The organism is Citrobacter sp. Cu231 (genome assembly GCF_030332265.1).
GTDB lineage: Bacteria > Pseudomonadota > Gammaproteobacteria > Enterobacterales > Enterobacteriaceae > Citrobacter > Citrobacter meridianamericanus.
On sequence record NZ_JAOWIE010000049.1, the window covers coordinates 1 to 15,112 of the forward strand.

Genomic DNA, 15,112 nt, shown 5'->3' on the forward strand with positions numbered 1-15,112 from the left:
AACTCGCGCTGCAACAGCGTTGCCAACAAATCGTGACCAGTCCGGTGCTCAGCCCTGAGCAGAAACGCCACTTTCTGGCGCTGGAGGCTGAAAACGCACTGCCTTACCCGCAACTGCCTGCTGAAGCACGCCAGGCGCTGGATGACGGGGTGATCTGCGATATGTACGAAGGCCATGCCCCGTTCAAACCGCGTTATGTTTTACCCGACTACGCGCGTTTTCTGGCCAACGGTTCATCATGGCTGGAGCTGGAAGGAGCAAAGGATCTTGATGACGCGTTATCCTTACTCACCATCCTGTACCATCACGTTCCGTCAGTAACGTCGACGCCGGTCTATCTCGGTCAGCTCGATGCTCTACTGCAACCATATGTTAGAATTCTAACACAAGATGAGATCGATATTCGAATAAAACGTTTTTGGCGTTATCTCGACCGCACCCTGCCAGATGCTTTTATGCATGCCAACATTGGTCCAGCCGACACGCCGATTACACGCGCAATTTTACGCGCAGATGCAGAGTTAAAGCAGGTTTCACCTAATCTTACTTTTATTTATGATCCGCAAATCACCCCTGACGATCTGCTGCTTAACGTGGCGAAAAATATCTGTGAATGCAGTAAACCACACATTTCCAACGGCCCTGAAAATGATAAAATTTTCACAAAAAGCCACTACGGCGTCGTCAGTTGTTACAACTCACTGCCGCTGGCTGGCGGCGGAAGTACGCTGGTCAGGCTCAATCTGAAAGCCATCGCAGAGCGCAGCACCTCTGTCGATGACTTCTTTACGTGCACCCTACCGCACTACTGCCAGCAGCAAATCGCCATCATTGATGCACGATGTGAATTCCTCTATGAAAAATCACATTTCTTTGAGAATAGCTTCCTGGTGCAGGAAGGGTTGATTGATCCCAAACGTTTTGTGCCTATGTTCGGTATGTATGGCCTGGCGGAGGCGGTAAATCTGCTGTGTGAAAAAGCAGGGCAATGCGCGCGTTACGGGAAAGATGAGTTTGCCAATCAGCTTGGCTATCGCATTAGCGCCCAACTGGCGGAATTTGTAGAAAGCACGCCAGTGAAATATGGCTGGAATCAGCGCGCGATGCTGCATGCACAGTCGGGGATCAGTTCTGACATCGGCACCACGCCGGGCGCACGTCTGCCCTACGGCGATGAACCGGACCCAATCACTCACCTGCAGACCGTTGCGCCGCATCACGCGTATTATCACGCCGGTATCAGCGACATTCTCACGCTGGATGAAACCATCAAGCGTAATCCCCAGGCGCTGGTGCAATTATGCCTCGGCGCGTTTAAAGCCGGGATGCGTGAATTTACCGCTAACGTGAGCGGTAACGATCTGGTTCGCGTCACCGGTTATATGGTGCGCCTGTCGGATCTGGAAAAATATCGCGCCGCAGGTTCTCGCACCAACACAACCTGGCTGGGCGAAGAAGCCGCGCGCAATACGCGCATTCTGGAACGACAACCTCGCGTGATTAGCCATGAACAGCAGATGCGCTTCGGTAAGTAAGATTATCCCTTTCTCCTGCGTCGACGGGCCGGGCAGTCGCCTGGCTCTGTTTCTGCAGGGGTGCAATCTGCGCTGTAAAAATTGCCACAATCCGTGGACGATGGGACGCTGCAATGACTGCGGGGAGTGTGTCCTGCATTGCCCGCATGAGGCACTCAGCCTGAGTGCAGGAAAAGTGTGGTGGCAGTCCGACGTATGCCAGCAGTGTGACACCTGCCTGCACATGTGCCCACAGCAGGCTACGCCGATGGCGCAGACCATGAGCATTGATGAGGTGCTGCAGTCTATTCGCAAGGCAGCACTGTTTATTGAGGGAATTACGGTCAGCGGCGGCGAAGCGACGACCCAGCTACCGTTTATTGTGGCGCTGTTTAGCGCGATCAAAACCGATCCGCAGTTGCAACACCTGACCTGCATGGTAGACAGCAACGGCATGCTGAGCGAAACCGGCTGGCAAAGATTGCTACCGGTGTGCGACGGCGTGATGCTCGATTTAAAAGCCTGGGATAGCGCATGTCATCGTCAGTTGACTGGTCGCGATAACACGCTGATTAAACAAAGCATTACCTTTCTGTCCGGGCAAGGGAAACTTGCGGAACTGCGCCTGCTGATTATTCCTGGTCAGGTGGATTATCTCCAGCATATCGATGCGCTGGCGGCGTTTATCACACGTTCAGGTGACGTGCCGGTGCGACTGAATGCCTTTCATGCGCACGGGGTATACGGCGAAGCAAAAGACTGGCCGAGCGCCACGCCGGAGGATGTGGAGATCCTCGCGCAAAAATTGCGCGAGCGCGGGGTGGAAAATTTGATTTTCCCGGCTTTGTATCTGTGAAATGCCGGATGCGATGCAAAAGCGTCACATCCGGAAATCAAAAATCAAACAACGTCGTCGTATTGCGATACAGCGCGTCAGCAATCACGTCCGCAGGTTCCGGGCGCAGCTCGCATAAGACGTCAAACACTCTGACTACCTGCTCCGGGCGATTGGGCTGTCCCTGAAACCCGCTGAGCGGCATATCTGGCGCGTCGGTTTCCAGCAGCAGTGACTCCAGCGGCAATCGCGCCATTACCTCGCGGGTTTTGCTGGCGCGTGGATAGGTAATGGTGCCACCCACGCCAATTTTGTAGCCCAGTTGTACAAAGCGTTCAGCCTGCTGAAAACTCCCGGAAAATCCATGCACCACGCCGGTTCGCGGTAAAGCATGGTATTTCAGGTGCATCGCCAGCTTGTCATGCGTGCGCCGTGAATGCAGGATCACTGGCAGTTCGTAACGCTTCGCCAGCTTAAGCTGCGCCTCCAGAATCCACTCTTGCTTGTCAAATTGCGGATCGTCCCGATACAGATCCAATCCAATCTCACCTACTGCCACCAGCTTTTGCGGACGCTTATCCAGCGCCTGCTGCAGTTGGTCCAGGCAGTCGTCGCTGTGGTGTTCAATCACAATGGGATGCAGGCCCAGCGCGGCAAACAACGGGGGGTGATTATCCGCCAACGCCAGCACGCGGGAAAAATTCGCCGCCTGGGTGGCCGGGACAATAATACTGTCCACACCGGCTTCACAGGCGCGCTGCAGGCTGGCGGACTCGTCGCCAGTAAACGGCGGAAAATCAAAGTGACAATGCGTATCGATAAAGCGAAAACTCACGCCAAATCCTCATTATCAAACGTGGTGTCATTAGCCTGAGGCGCATTGGTCACCACGGGTGCGTGGGCGTCGTTGGCCACCGGCGCGGGAGGAACCACCACCGGTCCCGGCACCAAAATCTTCGGCGTCTGACGAGGCAGCGGCACGTTTTTCCCCAGCAGTTTGCCGACGGTAGCCAGGAAGTAACGACCGCACAGACGTCCGGTTTTATAGTCTTCTCGCAGCGCCGGAATACGACTTCCCAGTGCCATACTATGGAGCGGTTTGGGCGGGTAGATCTCAAAGATACGCAGTTTGCCCGGCGGTTTCTCAATAAAGCTCTGAATCGCGTGATAGGTGGCTTCATGGTGCTGCACCAGATTCAACAGCGGTTGTAGGCTGCTTTCGCCCAGCCAACGTTCCATACGCTTGAACCACTGCGGGGTGTAGTACATTTGCGAAGGTACGGTACGAATAACCACCAGCGTTTTTGCCCCCTGCTTCGCCGCTTCCTGCACGGGAATGGCGTCGCTGACGCCCCCATCCAGGTAATTAACCCCATCCAGCGCAACCCCTGTGCGGTAGAAACCGGGAATCGCACTGGAGGCACGAATAAGATCGAGCCAGTTTTGCCGGTTCGGTGAAAAATAGCCCGGTGTGTAGTCATCACCCCGACAGGCGCACATATAAAACGATTTTCCTGCGGCAAACAGGCGCTCGGCGTTATCCATTGCCAGCGGCATTTGGGACGAGGTCGAATCTACCAGCCAGTCGAGGTCGATTAAGTTTCCCCCTCGCACAAAGCGTACCGGGTCAAAAAACTCACGTCGGGTGGTGTAACGCATGATGACTTTTCGCCCGTAACCAGGCTGGTTACAGAGATAGGCTGATAGGTTTTGCGCGCCCGCAGACGTTCCGTAGAAGAGATCAAAAGGATTAAACTGGGCGCGCATGAACTCATCCAGCACGCCAGCGGTGAAGATGCCTCTTTGTCCGCCGCCCTCACACACCAGCGCCATACTGCCTGGTTGAAACGGACGTAACGATAACGGCGCAATATTGCCGAGCGTGACGGGTATTCTCTGCCCCACCTCTGCCTTCCTGTTGTTTTTGTAATAGAACAACAAAGTAACGCAAATTGCCTGGCGCTAAAACCGTAAAAGCCAGTCCGGTGGACTGGCTGAGTAGCAAGTTATCTTTACGGTTTTTCTTTGCAGTTACATGCTAGGGTCGTTTACGACCGGTAAACAGGCTGACCAAAAACAGAATGATCCCCACTACAAATACAATTTTCGCTGCGCCTGCAGCGGTCCCCGCCAGTCCACCAAAACCCAGTGCAGCGGCAATTAACGCGATAACCAGAAATATGATGCCCCATCGAAACATATGCTTCTCCTTTACCATAGTTAATGTCACCGCTTGATATGAGCACTCAGGCTGCCCATCGGCGATATTTTCAGTGTGGTGCACAATACGCCTCCCGACAAACGCCAGGAGGACGAATTAAGTCTAATTAGTGAGTTTTGAGATCGTTTTTAACGCTTTTCACGCCATCAATCGCTTTGGCGATGCTCTCAGCGCGATCGCTTTGAGCCTGCGATTCAACGGTTCCTGAAAGCTGTACCACACCATCGGTGGTTTCAACTTTCACTTTGCGGGATGGGACAATATCATCGGCCAGCAGCTTGGCTTTTACCTCACTGGTGATTGCCGTATCGCCTGCATAGCCTTTTACGGAAGAGTCTTTGCTATCACGCACGTGCAGTTTGTCGCTAACGGAGGTCACACCCTCAACGCCTTTCGCCACTTTCACCGCCTCTTCGGCCTGTGCCTGGCTTTCAACAAACCCGCTTAACGTCACTACTTTTTGATCTGTTTTGACGGAAATATCGGTGCTCTTAATGCTATCGTGGTCCACCAGCGCGGCTTTCACTTTCGCGGTGATGGTGCTGTCATCCATGAAATTACCGACTTTGTTCATAGAGCTATCGACTTTCTGCCCCGCACTTTCGACGCCGGATTGCGCTTTATCCGTCGTGGCGTTTTCTGCATAAGCAGAACCCGTTGCAACAGCGGAGGTCAGCATCACGGCCAGCAGCGTTTTAGAAATCTTAAGTCCTGTCATTGTCATCGATGTATTCCTGTATGTTTTTCTTAAGCGATGCTCTGGCATTAAACGGCCTGAACCAGAGACAAATTTTGTAAGTGAGATGAATGTCAGTTATAGAGGCTGCAACAGGCAGCTTAAGAAGCATTAAAAACCGACATTCATGTCATCACATTGTTAAATATAGTTCACGATTTCGTGATCGCAGCCCGAATCGGCTAAAAAACAGACAAACAAAGAAAAAATGAGAGGATTTAAGAACATTCCGTAAGGGATTTAAAAGACAGGAAAAGTTGCCGGGCACGACGAATACCGTGCCCGGAAAGGTCGATTAGTGTTCGCGCGTTTTGCGGAACTGAACGTCAGGGTAACGTTCCTGGGTGAGATTCAGGTTAACCATGGTTGGTGCAATATAAGTAAGATTATCGCCGCCATCCAGCGCCAGCTGAATTTCGTTTTTACGCTTAAATTCTTCAAATTTCTTCACGTCAGAACACTCTACCCAACGCGCAGTCGCCACGTTGACCGATTCATAAATCGCTTCAACGTTGTATTCGCTCTTCAGACGAGAAACCACCACGTCGAACTGCAGCACACCGACAGCTCCCACGATCAGGTCGTTATTGGCGATCGGACGGAATACCTGCACGGCGCCTTCTTCTGAAAGCTGAACCAGTCCTTTCAGCAGCTGTTTCTGCTTCAACGGATCCTTGAGGCGAATACGACGGAACAGCTCCGGTGCGAAGTTCGGAATACCGGTGAACTTCATCATTTCGCCCTGGGTAAAGGTATCGCCAATCTGGATTGTGCCGTGGTTGTGCAGGCCAAGAATATCGCCCGGATACGCTTCTTCGACGTGAGAACGGTCACCGGCCATAAAGGTCAGCGCATCGGAGATCACCACGTCTTTACCAATGCGCACCTGGCGCATTTTCATGCCTTTCTCGTACTTGCCGGACACCACGCGCATGAACGCCACGCGGTCACGGTGTTTCGGATCCATGTTGGCCTGAATTTTAAACACGAAGCCAGTGAACTTCTCTTCAGAGGCTTCAACGACGCGGGTATCGGTTTTACGCGGCATCGGCGCAGGCGCCCACTCCACTAAGCCATCCAGCATATGATCGACGCCGAAGTTACCCAACGCGGTACCGAAGAAGACCGGGGTGATTTCGCCCGCGAGGAACAGCTCATGATCGAACTCGTTGGACGCACCCTGCACCAGTTCCAGCTCGTCGCGCAGCTGCTGCGCCAGGTCTTCACCCACGGCAGCATCGAGCTCCGGGTTGTTCAGACCTTTAACAATGCGCACTTCCTGAATGGTGTGACCTTTACCTGTCTGATACAGATAAGTTTCGTCTTTATAAAGGTGATAGACACCCTTGAACAACTTCCCGCAGCCAATCGGCCAGGTGATCGGCGCGCAGCCGATTTTCAGTTCGTTCTCGACTTCATCCAGCAGCTCCATCGGGTCACGGATGTCACGGTCGAGTTTGTTCATAAAGGTCAGGATCGGCGTATCGCGCAGACGGGTAACTTCCATCAGCTTGCGGGTACGATCCTCGACGCCTTTCGCGGCGTCAATAACCATCAGACAGCAGTCCACCGCCGTCAGGGTACGATAGGTATCTTCGGAGAAGTCTTCGTGCCCCGGGGTATCCAGCAGGTTCACCAGGCAGTCATGATACGGGAACTGCATCACGGAGGTGGTAATGGAGATCCCACGCTGCTTTTCCATTTCCATCCAGTCAGACTTCGCATGCTGGCTGGAGCCACGGCCTTTTACCGTACCGGCGGTCTGAATCGCCTGTCCGAATAACAGAACCTTTTCAGTAATGGTCGTTTTACCGGCATCCGGGTGAGAAATAATGGCAAAAGTGCGGCGTTTGGCCACCTCTTGCAAATAAGGAGACAACGTCATAGTCAAATCTTCTTAGGTAAGCACGGCAACGGGCCGTGCAAGTTGAATACGAAAAATTGCGGCTATTTTACCCATCAACGGGGGGGAGGCAATCAGTGTTTACACAGGAGCTGCTCCAGTTCGCTTAATGACGTCACCGTCCAGGTCGGCTGAATGCCCGCTGGCTGCTCGCGATGATGCGTATTGAGCCAGCAGGTGGAGAGCCCAGCATTAATGCCGCCAAGGATATCGGACTCTGCGGTGTCGCCCACCATTAGCACGCGGGAACGGTCAGGATTGCCCGCCTGCTCCAGCGCATGGTCAAAAATACGGGGATCGGGTTTCGCCACGCCAACCTGCTCAGAAATCACCAGCAGATCGAAATAATCGCGCAGTCCCGTCCGTTCAAGGCGGATTTGCTGCAACGCCGTGAAGCCGTTGGTAATAATGCCGATTTTCGTTTTATCACGAATTGCATTAAGCAGTGAAACTGCCCCTGGCAACGGCGAGCAGATCTCCGCCATCGCATTGATAAATGCGTCATTAAGCTGGCCAGGTTCAACCTTCAGGCGTTCAGCCCAGCTCTGGAAACGGGCGTGCTGCAGCTGTAATGAGGTAATCGCGCCGTTTTGATAATCCACCCACAACGGTTTATTCACGGCCTGGTAGTCCTGAAAATCTTCAGCGGTAAAGGTAATGCTATAGTCGAGAAACATCCGCTGTAAGCCGGTAAACGAGTCAAACGTAAACAGCGTTTCGTCGGCATCAAAGAAAATCCAGTCCCACTTCTTCATCATTACACCTTGTCTTACATGCTGATTGGCAATGCCATGATAATGGCGTCTTCATGACCATCGGCCGTCGGATAGTAATTGCGCCGGATCGTCGCCTCGTTAAAGCCCAGGTTTTCATACAGCGCGATAGCGGCTGCGTTTGAGGCGCGCACTTCAAGCCACAGCGTCAAAATGCCACGCTTTTCCAGCTCATCGATCAGATGCTCCAGCAGCTCACGCCCCAGCCCCCTGCGCTGAAAGTCAGGATCGACGGCAATATTGAACAGCGTAGCTTCATCCAGCACGACCTGCGTAATCGCAAAGGCCGCCATCACGTCATCAACCCTCAACTGAAAATTGAGGTAACGATCGCCCTGGTTGCTGGCAAATGTTTTTTCACTCCACGGAAAAGCGTGGGCGCGTTTTTCAATCTGAAATGCTGTAGGTAAATCAGTCGGTTCGAGGGAAGAAATCGTGTTCATATGCGCAGATTTGTTGCCATAACGCGGCGCGGGCCGCGGGGTTTTCCCGTAATTCATTAAACGCAGGACTCGCGACCTGAGCGCCCTCCAGCAGCAGCGGCTCTTCGGTTCCCAGCCGCCAGCTATTACAGCGACTGCCTTGCGGCAGCATGGCGACACGGTCAGGCGTCAGTTGTAAAACCTGATCCGGGCTGACGGTTAATGCGCGTAAAATATCGCTCATCAATGGTTCGGTTAGCGCGGGTAACTGTGCAGCAACCATCACCAAACGGACATGCGCAGGAATGGAAATCGCGATTTCGCCCTGCAGTGCGCCAGGACGACGCAACGACCACTGCGTAATGCCCAGTTGCTGTAACTGCCAGTCTCGTCGGGATGTCATAGCGAAACGCTCCTGTAATCAGGGGCGCAAATATAGCAAATTTGTCGAATCCGTGCCATCAAACAACTATAATCCCCCGCTGTACAATTTAAGGAGCACTCCATGTCTGCTTTTACCCCGGCAAGTGAAGTCTTGCTGCGCCACAGTGATGATTTCGAACAAAGCCGTATTCTGTTTGCCGGTGATTTGCAGGATGACCTGCCTGCTCATTTTGAAAGCGCCGCCAGCCGTGCGCACACTCAGCAGCTTCACCACTGGCAGGTGCTTCACCGCCAGATGGGCGACAACGTCCGCTTCAGCCTCGTCGCTCAAGCCGATGACGTCGGCGATAGCGATACGCTGATCTACTACTGGCCGAAGAATAAACCTGAGGCTCAGTTCCAGTTGATGAACCTTCTGTCGCTGTTACCGGTGGGCAGCGATATTTTTGTTGTTGGTGAAAACCGCAGCGGCGTGCGTAGCGCCGAGCAGATGTTGGCCGAATACGCACCGCTAAACAAAGTCGACAGCGCACGTCGCTGTGGCCTGTACCACGGTCGTCTGGAAAAGCAACCGGTCTTTGATGCTGAAAAATACTGGGACGAATACCAGACCGACAATCTGACCATTAAAACGCTGCCGGGCGTATTCAGCCGTGACGGCCTGGATGTTGGCAGCCAACTGCTGCTCTCTACGCTGACGCCGCACACTAAAGGCAAAGTTTTGGATGTCGGTTGTGGCGCGGGTGTTCTCTCCGTCGCACTTGCCAGCCACTCGCCAAAAGTGCGCTTAACCCTGTGCGATGTTAGCGCAGCCGCTGTTGAAGCCAGCCGCACAACACTTGCCGCCAACGGTATTGAAGGTGACGTTATCGCCAGTAACGTCTTTTCTGACGTGACGGGTCGCTTTGATATGATCATCTCCAACCCGCCGTTCCACGACGGCATGCAGACCAGCCTGGATGCCGCGCAAACGCTGATTCGAGGCGCGGTGCGTCACCTCAACAGCGGTGGCGAACTGCGTATTGTAGCCAACGCCTTCCTGCCTTATCCGAAAGTACTGGATGAAGTGTTTGGCTTCCACGAAGTTATCGCGCAGACCGGGCGCTTTAAGGTCTATCGCACCGTCATGACGCGTCAGGCGAAAAAAGCGTAATTGTCTCGCAGCGAACGGCCATTCACGTGGCCGTTTTTGCATCAATCGGCCCAGCCTGTACAATTAACTATTGACGAAAAGTTGAAAACAACTAGAATGCGCCTCCGTGGTAACGATACTTTTTGAGTGTCGATGGTATGCGAAGGTGGCGGAATTGGTAGACGCGCTAGCTTCAGGTGTTAGTGTCCTTTCGGACGTGGGGGTTCAAGTCCCCCCCCTCGCACCATAATCCACGTTGATATTGCTCGCACTGGGCGAAGGTGGCGGAATTGGTAGACGCGCTAGCTTCAGGTGTTAGTGTCCTTAGGATGTGGGGGTTCGAGTCCCCCCCCTCGCACCAACGAGGCGATATCAAAAAATAAGATGACTGTGCGAAGGTGGCGGAATTGGTAGACGCGCTAGCTTCAGGTGTTAGTGTCCTTAGGATGTGGGGGTTCGAGTCCCCCCCCTCGCACCAATTATCTTATTTCCCTCTCAATTTTCTTCCCTGTTTTGTTCATCCCTGATTCCAGTTCATCATTACCAGAACAATGCCGCCGATCAGTGCTGCGCATGACGGTAATAAAACAAAGTGCCGTAAACGCTCATGGTATAACATGAGTGAAGTCAGTAGTAATCCTAATACAATCATCGCCTTCCATACGTAGACCGACAGGTCACTAAATGCCATCCCGGCAATAAGCATTCCCGGCAGCAGAACACCCCAACCACTGCCCAGCGTACGTTGCAACATGGTACCACCTATCACACCGATAATGATAACCAATATCATATGATAAATTTTCTCATTTGTCAGCTATGTGGCACTATCAATTATATGAGTTTTACTTAACGATTGATGACATCAATAATTTAAGGTGATAAATTGCTCGCCGGTTAGCTTTTCAACTAAAAACAATAAAAACCTCTGCGAATGAAACCCCGTTCGTTATTTGTTTTATTTACCAACTCACCTTCGTACATTGCAGATAACTAACAATATTTACCTATGACAGTACAATCCTGGCGAACTCTGCGCACCAAAAAATACCAACTTTCTTTACGACTGTTCCTGTTACTCAATGCAGTCTCCGCGCTGTTTACGCTTTTTTTCCCCCTGTTTGCCGTCAAAGCTTTGTCAGCACCGGCTTTGCTGATACTTGTGATGAGTACATTGTTACTGGCATGGCATGGCAAATATGCGGATAAAAGAATTAATCTTCCTTTTATTTCAATCGTTTTTGGCTTGCTTTGGGCATTACATATTTTCCTGAAATATAACGCGCTAGGCCATAATGATTATTATTTTCTGTTAATCGCGCTTCTTAGCGTTTTGTTTATTGGATCTATCGCTTTTGCCAATAATATCATCGCGTTTACGCTTCACTCATTGCCTTCCGTCGCCGTCTGTTTATGGCTGAACGGCAGCGAGCATGGTTTGCGAATTTTCTATTTTATGGCGTTGCCCATGGCCGGGATCGCCATCCAGCATGTGATACAAAAGCGCTACGACGGCTTCGCCCAGCAACTGATGCACAAACTACTGGAAGAACGGGAAACCCTGAACGGTCTCAGCATGCTCGACCCGCTAACCGGTTTGTACAATCGCCGGGGGCTGCAACACAGACTCGATACACTATTGGCCCTGAGCAACTCGAAGCACTACGTCCTGCTGCTGGATATCGACCATTTCAAAGCCTATAACGACCATTACGGTCATATGATGGGCGATCAGGCGCTAATCCGCGTCTCGGCCGCGATTCGTGACTCCGTGCGTTCCCGGGACGTGGTGGCGCGCTTTGGCGGCGAAGAGTTTATGGTTTTGCTGACCGCGGTCGATCCCCAACAGGCTCAGGCTGCCGCCGAGCGCATTCGCCAGAAAGTGTACGACCTTAAAATTCCCCACATGTTTAATGAGAGCGTGGCAACCAACGTAACTATCAGTATCGGCATTGCGCCTCTGGTTGAGCAGGATATTGAAGCCGCGATTGCTCAAGCGGATAAAGCGCTTTATGAAGCCAAGCACCTTGGACGCAACAGCACGCTGGTCAGCGATGAGCTAAGGGTAAACTGCCCTTCTGCCTGAGCGATCTGTGCGATACCGCTCCGGATGGCGACAAAGATCTTGCCATCGTTCAGTGTCAATTATAGGATTAGAAATCATTATCATTTAGATTAACATCCTTATATCAACATGGCTTATCGTTCCGCTCCGATCGTTGAAGATGTCATCTGGCGTAGTCATCTCCCTGCAAAGATGCCCTCGCTGGCTGTTGCCGTCCGCGCAACGATAGCCAAAACCCGAGAACACCTGCTGGATTTCATTCGTCTGGACGAAACGCCAGTGCCAGGAGCAATGACGCTGCATGAATGGACGCAACCAACGACGCTAAGTTCATTGCTCGCGGTTTATTCAGACCATATTTATCGCAATCAGCCCATGCTGCCCCGCGAAAATAAGCCGCTGATTTCTCTCTGGGCGCAGTGGTATATCGGTCTGATGATGCCTCCACTGATGGTGGCCCTGCTGACGCAAAAAGAGGCTATCGACGTCTCGCCAGAACATATGCACGTAGAGTTTCACGAATCGGGTCGTGCAGCCTGTTTCTGGATCGACGTGCATCAGGATCATCAGGCCACGGCTCAGTCTCCCCAACAGCGTATGGAAACGCTGATTCTCTCAGCGCTAACGCCGGTTGTGCAGGCACTGGAAGCGACAGGCGAGATCAACGCGAAGCTTATCTGGAGCAACACGGGGTACTTAATTCACTGGTACTTAACGGAAATGAAGCCGTTGTTAGGTGAAGAATTGCTGAACACGCTGCGTCAGACCTGCTTTTTTGAGAAACAACTCCCCTGCGGCCAGGATAACCCTTTATGGCGTACCGTTGTTCTACGCGAGGGACTGTTAGTACGCAGAACCTGCTGCCAGCGCTATCGTCTGCCCGATGTTCAGCAATGCGGCGACTGCACGCTGAAGTAAGCGAGGAGCCGTAGCCCCCCACCTACACTTTATGCAACCTGCTGATTTTCCTCTTCTATACGCTGTGCTTCTTCATTTTCTTGCGCTAATAGCTGCTTTTCGTAAACCTTAAAGAACGGGAAGTAGATAACAGCCGACACCAGCGCCAGCAGGACAACCAGGAGCGCCGCACGATAATCCCAACCTAACGCCCATGCCGCGCCAACGGGTGCCGGTGCGGTCCAGGGAACCACTGAAATCACCCGCCCAATTAAATCCAGTTTCATCGCCGCCCAGGCCAGCACGGCGTTCACCATTGGGGCCAGAAGGAAGGGAATAAAGAACACCGGATTCATGACAATCGGCGTACCGAAAATCACCGGTTCATTAATATTAAAAATGCTGGGGACCACACTCAACCGCCCAATCGAGCGTAGATGGGCCGAACGACTGCGCAGATAGCAAATTACCAGCCCCATCGTCGCGCCGGAACCGCCAACCACGATAAAGAACGTCCAGAACGCTTCCATAAAGATATGTGGTAAAGGTGTACCCTGAGCCAGCGCCGACTGGTTCATCCCGAGATTGGTGAGCCAGAACATTTGCAGCATTCCCGACACAATCGCGGCGCCGTGAATACCGGCAAACCACAGCAGATGGCCGATCAGTACTGCCAGCAGTATCGCCGGCAGAGAATCGGCGGCGGATACCAGTGGTTTAAAGATGGCCATGATGGCCTGCGGGATCAACATGTCAAACTGTGACTGTATGACCAGGCTCAGCGGGTATAGCGTCAGCACCACCACCAGCACCGGGATCAGCAGATCGAAGGAGTTTTTGATCATCGGCGGCACTTGATCGGGCAAACGAATGCCGATGTTATGCGCCTTCAGAAAACGCATCATTTCAACGCAGTAAATAGCCACCAGGATGGCGGTGAAAATCCCCGTACCGCCCAGGCTATCAACTGGCATCGTGCCTTTAGTTTTTGGCGCAGCAATCAACAGAAATGCCATGATCGACAACATCGCGCACATAAACGGATCTAACTGATGTGACTTCACATAGTGCTTGCCCAGGTTATAAGCAATAGCAGCACATATGTAGACCGACATAATCCCCATCGTCATATCAAACGGTGTAAGTATCTGCCCTTCAAACTGTTTAGCCAAATCCAGCCATGCACGGGCAAATCCCCAGGTGGTATCCGGAGAAAAAGGCGGGTAGGCGAAAACCAACAGAAACGAGCCTACAATCATAAAAGGCATCGCCGAGATAAAACCGTCACGAATTGCCATGACATGACGCTGTGAAGAAATACGCCCCGCGACGGGGCTGACGTAATTTTCAACAAAGCGGAAAATCGCATTAAATACCGCATGGTTAGTAGACATAGCCGTTCTCCCGTTGTGCTAACCCCTGCAACCGTGCTGGTTTCAACACCACCACGTAAAACCCATTCCTACTATTCGCAACCGTGCCAGGAGAAAAACCAGCCTTACCGCTTTTTGAGTTAAGTTTCATAGATGGCTCTTATTATGTGATACAGAGGAAGTGACAACATCAGTATTAATCGCCATTTCAGCATTCTGCAACCGGTTACTGTAACCGGTTTCTTTGATTGTGAAGACGATCGAAAAACTACCAATGTTGCCGTATTGTTACATTTAAATATTTACAGCGAGGTTTACCCTATGACAAATTACGCCATGCGGTTTTTTGCTGTACGGAGCTGCCTGTAGGCTATTTGGAGAGAAGAATGAGTTTGCAATCAGTACGCCAATTTTTAGCGCAACATGCGCCAGATATTGAGATTATCGAATTAGATCAGAGCACAGCCACCGTTGAGCTGGCAGCAAAAGCCCATAACGTCGAACCAGGCCAGATTGCGAAAACACTTTCACTAAAGGTGAAGAACGACATTATTCTGGTAGTCGCCAAAGGTGATGCCCGTCTGGATAACAAAAAGCTTAAAAGTACCTTTGGCGCCAAAGCCCGTATGCTGAGTAGCGATGAAGTAGTGAATGCGACAGGTCATCCCGTTGGCGGCGTATGTCCTTTCGGGCTGGAAACGCCGATTTCGGTATACTGCGATGTCTCCCTGAAACACTATGCAGAAGTGCTGCCCGCTGCAGGGGCCATCCACAGCGCGGTTCGCATCACGCCTGAAAGAATGGCTCAACTAACTTCAGCCACCTGGGTGGATGTCTGTCAGTAAAGTTATACGGCC

General features: G+C 52.1%; 16 protein-coding genes and 3 tRNA genes. 9 read left to right on the plus strand and 10 right to left on the minus strand.

Translation table 11 applies throughout. The annotated features are described in order from the left end of the window. Positions 1–8 precede the first annotated feature (8 nt). Together OGY15_RS22215 and OGY15_RS22220 are read left to right on the plus strand one after the other, a co-directional pair. A complete protein-coding gene (locus OGY15_RS22215) occupies positions 9–1,535 on the plus strand; it encodes a YjjI family glycine radical enzyme (protein WP_286541173.1) in 1,527 nt (508 codons plus the stop codon). After that, positions 1,507–2,370, plus strand: a complete 864-nt coding sequence (locus OGY15_RS22220; RefSeq protein WP_286540379.1) for a YjjW family glycine radical enzyme activase — start codon at positions 1,507–1,509, stop codon at positions 2,368–2,370. Before OGY15_RS22215 ends, OGY15_RS22220 begins: the two co-directional genes overlap by 29 nt. 37 nt (positions 2,371–2,407) lie before the next feature. On the opposite strand, the gene OGY15_RS22225 is transcribed toward OGY15_RS22220, so the two are convergent. From OGY15_RS22225 to holD, 8 genes are all read right to left on the minus strand, one after another. After that, complete coding sequence (locus OGY15_RS22225) at positions 2,408–3,184, minus strand: metal-dependent hydrolase (protein ID WP_151216673.1); 777 nt, start codon at positions 3,182–3,184, stop codon at positions 2,408–2,410. Further along, positions 3,181–4,254 carry a patatin-like phospholipase family protein gene (locus OGY15_RS22230; protein ID WP_187259132.1) on the minus strand — a complete coding sequence of 358 codons (1,074 nt, stop codon included), beginning with the start codon at positions 4,252–4,254 and terminating at the stop codon, positions 3,181–3,183. The genes OGY15_RS22225 and OGY15_RS22230 overlap by 4 nt, the downstream gene beginning before the upstream one ends. 133 nt (positions 4,255–4,387) lie before the next feature. Next, positions 4,388–4,549, minus strand: a complete 162-nt coding sequence (locus tag OGY15_RS22235; RefSeq protein WP_003019081.1) for a DUF1328 domain-containing protein — start codon at positions 4,547–4,549, stop codon at positions 4,388–4,390. A 127-nt stretch (positions 4,550–4,676) separates the two neighbouring features. Further along, positions 4,677–5,294 (minus strand): molecular chaperone OsmY, encoded by a 618-nt coding sequence (osmY, locus tag OGY15_RS22240; protein WP_151216671.1) that lies wholly within the window; start codon positions 5,292–5,294, stop codon positions 4,677–4,679. A 307-nt stretch (positions 5,295–5,601) separates the two neighbouring features. Beyond that, complete coding sequence (gene prfC, locus OGY15_RS22245; RefSeq protein ID WP_016151601.1) at positions 5,602–7,191, minus strand: peptide chain release factor 3; 1,590 nt, start codon at positions 7,189–7,191, stop codon at positions 5,602–5,604. A gap of 92 nt (positions 7,192–7,283) precedes the next feature. Further along, on the minus strand, positions 7,284–7,964 hold the full coding sequence (gene yjjG, locus OGY15_RS22250) for a pyrimidine 5'-nucleotidase (RefSeq protein ID WP_061067189.1): 681 nt from the start codon (positions 7,962–7,964) through the stop codon (positions 7,284–7,286). Between the two features lie 14 nt (positions 7,965–7,978). Then, positions 7,979–8,425, minus strand: a complete 447-nt coding sequence (rimI, locus tag OGY15_RS22255; protein ID WP_151216670.1) for a ribosomal protein S18-alanine N-acetyltransferase — start codon at positions 8,423–8,425, stop codon at positions 7,979–7,981. Then, the gene (holD, locus tag OGY15_RS22260) at positions 8,394–8,807 is read right to left on the minus strand and encodes a DNA polymerase III subunit psi (RefSeq protein ID WP_005123886.1); all 414 of its coding nucleotides are present in this window, start codon (positions 8,805–8,807) and stop codon (positions 8,394–8,396) included. The genes rimI and holD overlap by 32 nt, the downstream gene beginning before the upstream one ends. A gap of 102 nt (positions 8,808–8,909) precedes the next feature. Between holD and rsmC the strand changes: the two genes are divergently transcribed. The 4 genes from rsmC (at position 8,910) to OGY15_RS22280 (ending at position 10,398) form a co-directional block, all read left to right on the plus strand. Further along, on the plus strand, positions 8,910–9,941 hold the full coding sequence (gene rsmC / locus OGY15_RS22265) for a 16S rRNA (guanine(1207)-N(2))-methyltransferase RsmC (protein ID WP_151224523.1): 1,032 nt from the start codon (positions 8,910–8,912) through the stop codon (positions 9,939–9,941). A gap of 139 nt (positions 9,942–10,080) precedes the next feature. Continuing rightward, positions 10,081–10,167: transfer RNA gene (locus OGY15_RS22270), tRNA-Leu, on the plus strand. Positions 10,168–10,195: 28 nt separating this feature from the next. After that, a tRNA-Leu gene (locus OGY15_RS22275) sits at positions 10,196–10,281 on the plus strand. Positions 10,282–10,312: 31 nt separating this feature from the next. Further along, positions 10,313–10,398 (plus strand) — tRNA-Leu (locus OGY15_RS22280). A 39-nt stretch (positions 10,399–10,437) separates the two neighbouring features. Here OGY15_RS22280 and OGY15_RS22285 read toward each other — a convergent pair. Further along, positions 10,438–10,713 carry a DUF1435 domain-containing protein gene (locus OGY15_RS22285; RefSeq protein WP_286541154.1) on the minus strand — a complete coding sequence of 92 codons (276 nt, stop codon included), beginning with the start codon at positions 10,711–10,713 and terminating at the stop codon, positions 10,438–10,440. 216 nt (positions 10,714–10,929) lie between these two features. Here OGY15_RS22285 and OGY15_RS22290 point away from each other — a divergent pair, with 216 nt between their 5' ends. Both OGY15_RS22290 and fhuF read left to right on the plus strand, forming a co-directional pair. Then, positions 10,930–12,006 carry a GGDEF domain-containing protein gene (locus tag OGY15_RS22290; RefSeq protein ID WP_151216667.1) on the plus strand — a complete coding sequence of 359 codons (1,077 nt, stop codon included), beginning with the start codon at positions 10,930–10,932 and terminating at the stop codon, positions 12,004–12,006. A 108-nt stretch (positions 12,007–12,114) separates the two neighbouring features. Next, positions 12,115–12,903 carry a siderophore-iron reductase FhuF gene (gene fhuF / locus OGY15_RS22295; protein WP_151216666.1) on the plus strand — a complete coding sequence of 263 codons (789 nt, stop codon included), beginning with the start codon at positions 12,115–12,117 and terminating at the stop codon, positions 12,901–12,903. Positions 12,904–12,932: 29 nt separating this feature from the next. On the opposite strand, the gene OGY15_RS22300 is transcribed toward fhuF, so the two are convergent. After that, the gene (locus OGY15_RS22300; protein WP_151216665.1) at positions 12,933–14,276 is read right to left on the minus strand and encodes a PTS sugar transporter subunit IIC; all 1,344 of its coding nucleotides are present in this window, start codon (positions 14,274–14,276) and stop codon (positions 12,933–12,935) included. Between the two features lie 365 nt (positions 14,277–14,641). On the opposite strand from OGY15_RS22300, the gene OGY15_RS22305 reads away from it, so the two are divergent. Continuing rightward, positions 14,642–15,100, plus strand: coding sequence for a YbaK/EbsC family protein (locus OGY15_RS22305; protein WP_151216664.1), 459 nt, complete (start codon positions 14,642–14,644; stop codon positions 15,098–15,100). Positions 15,101–15,112 lie beyond the last annotated feature (12 nt).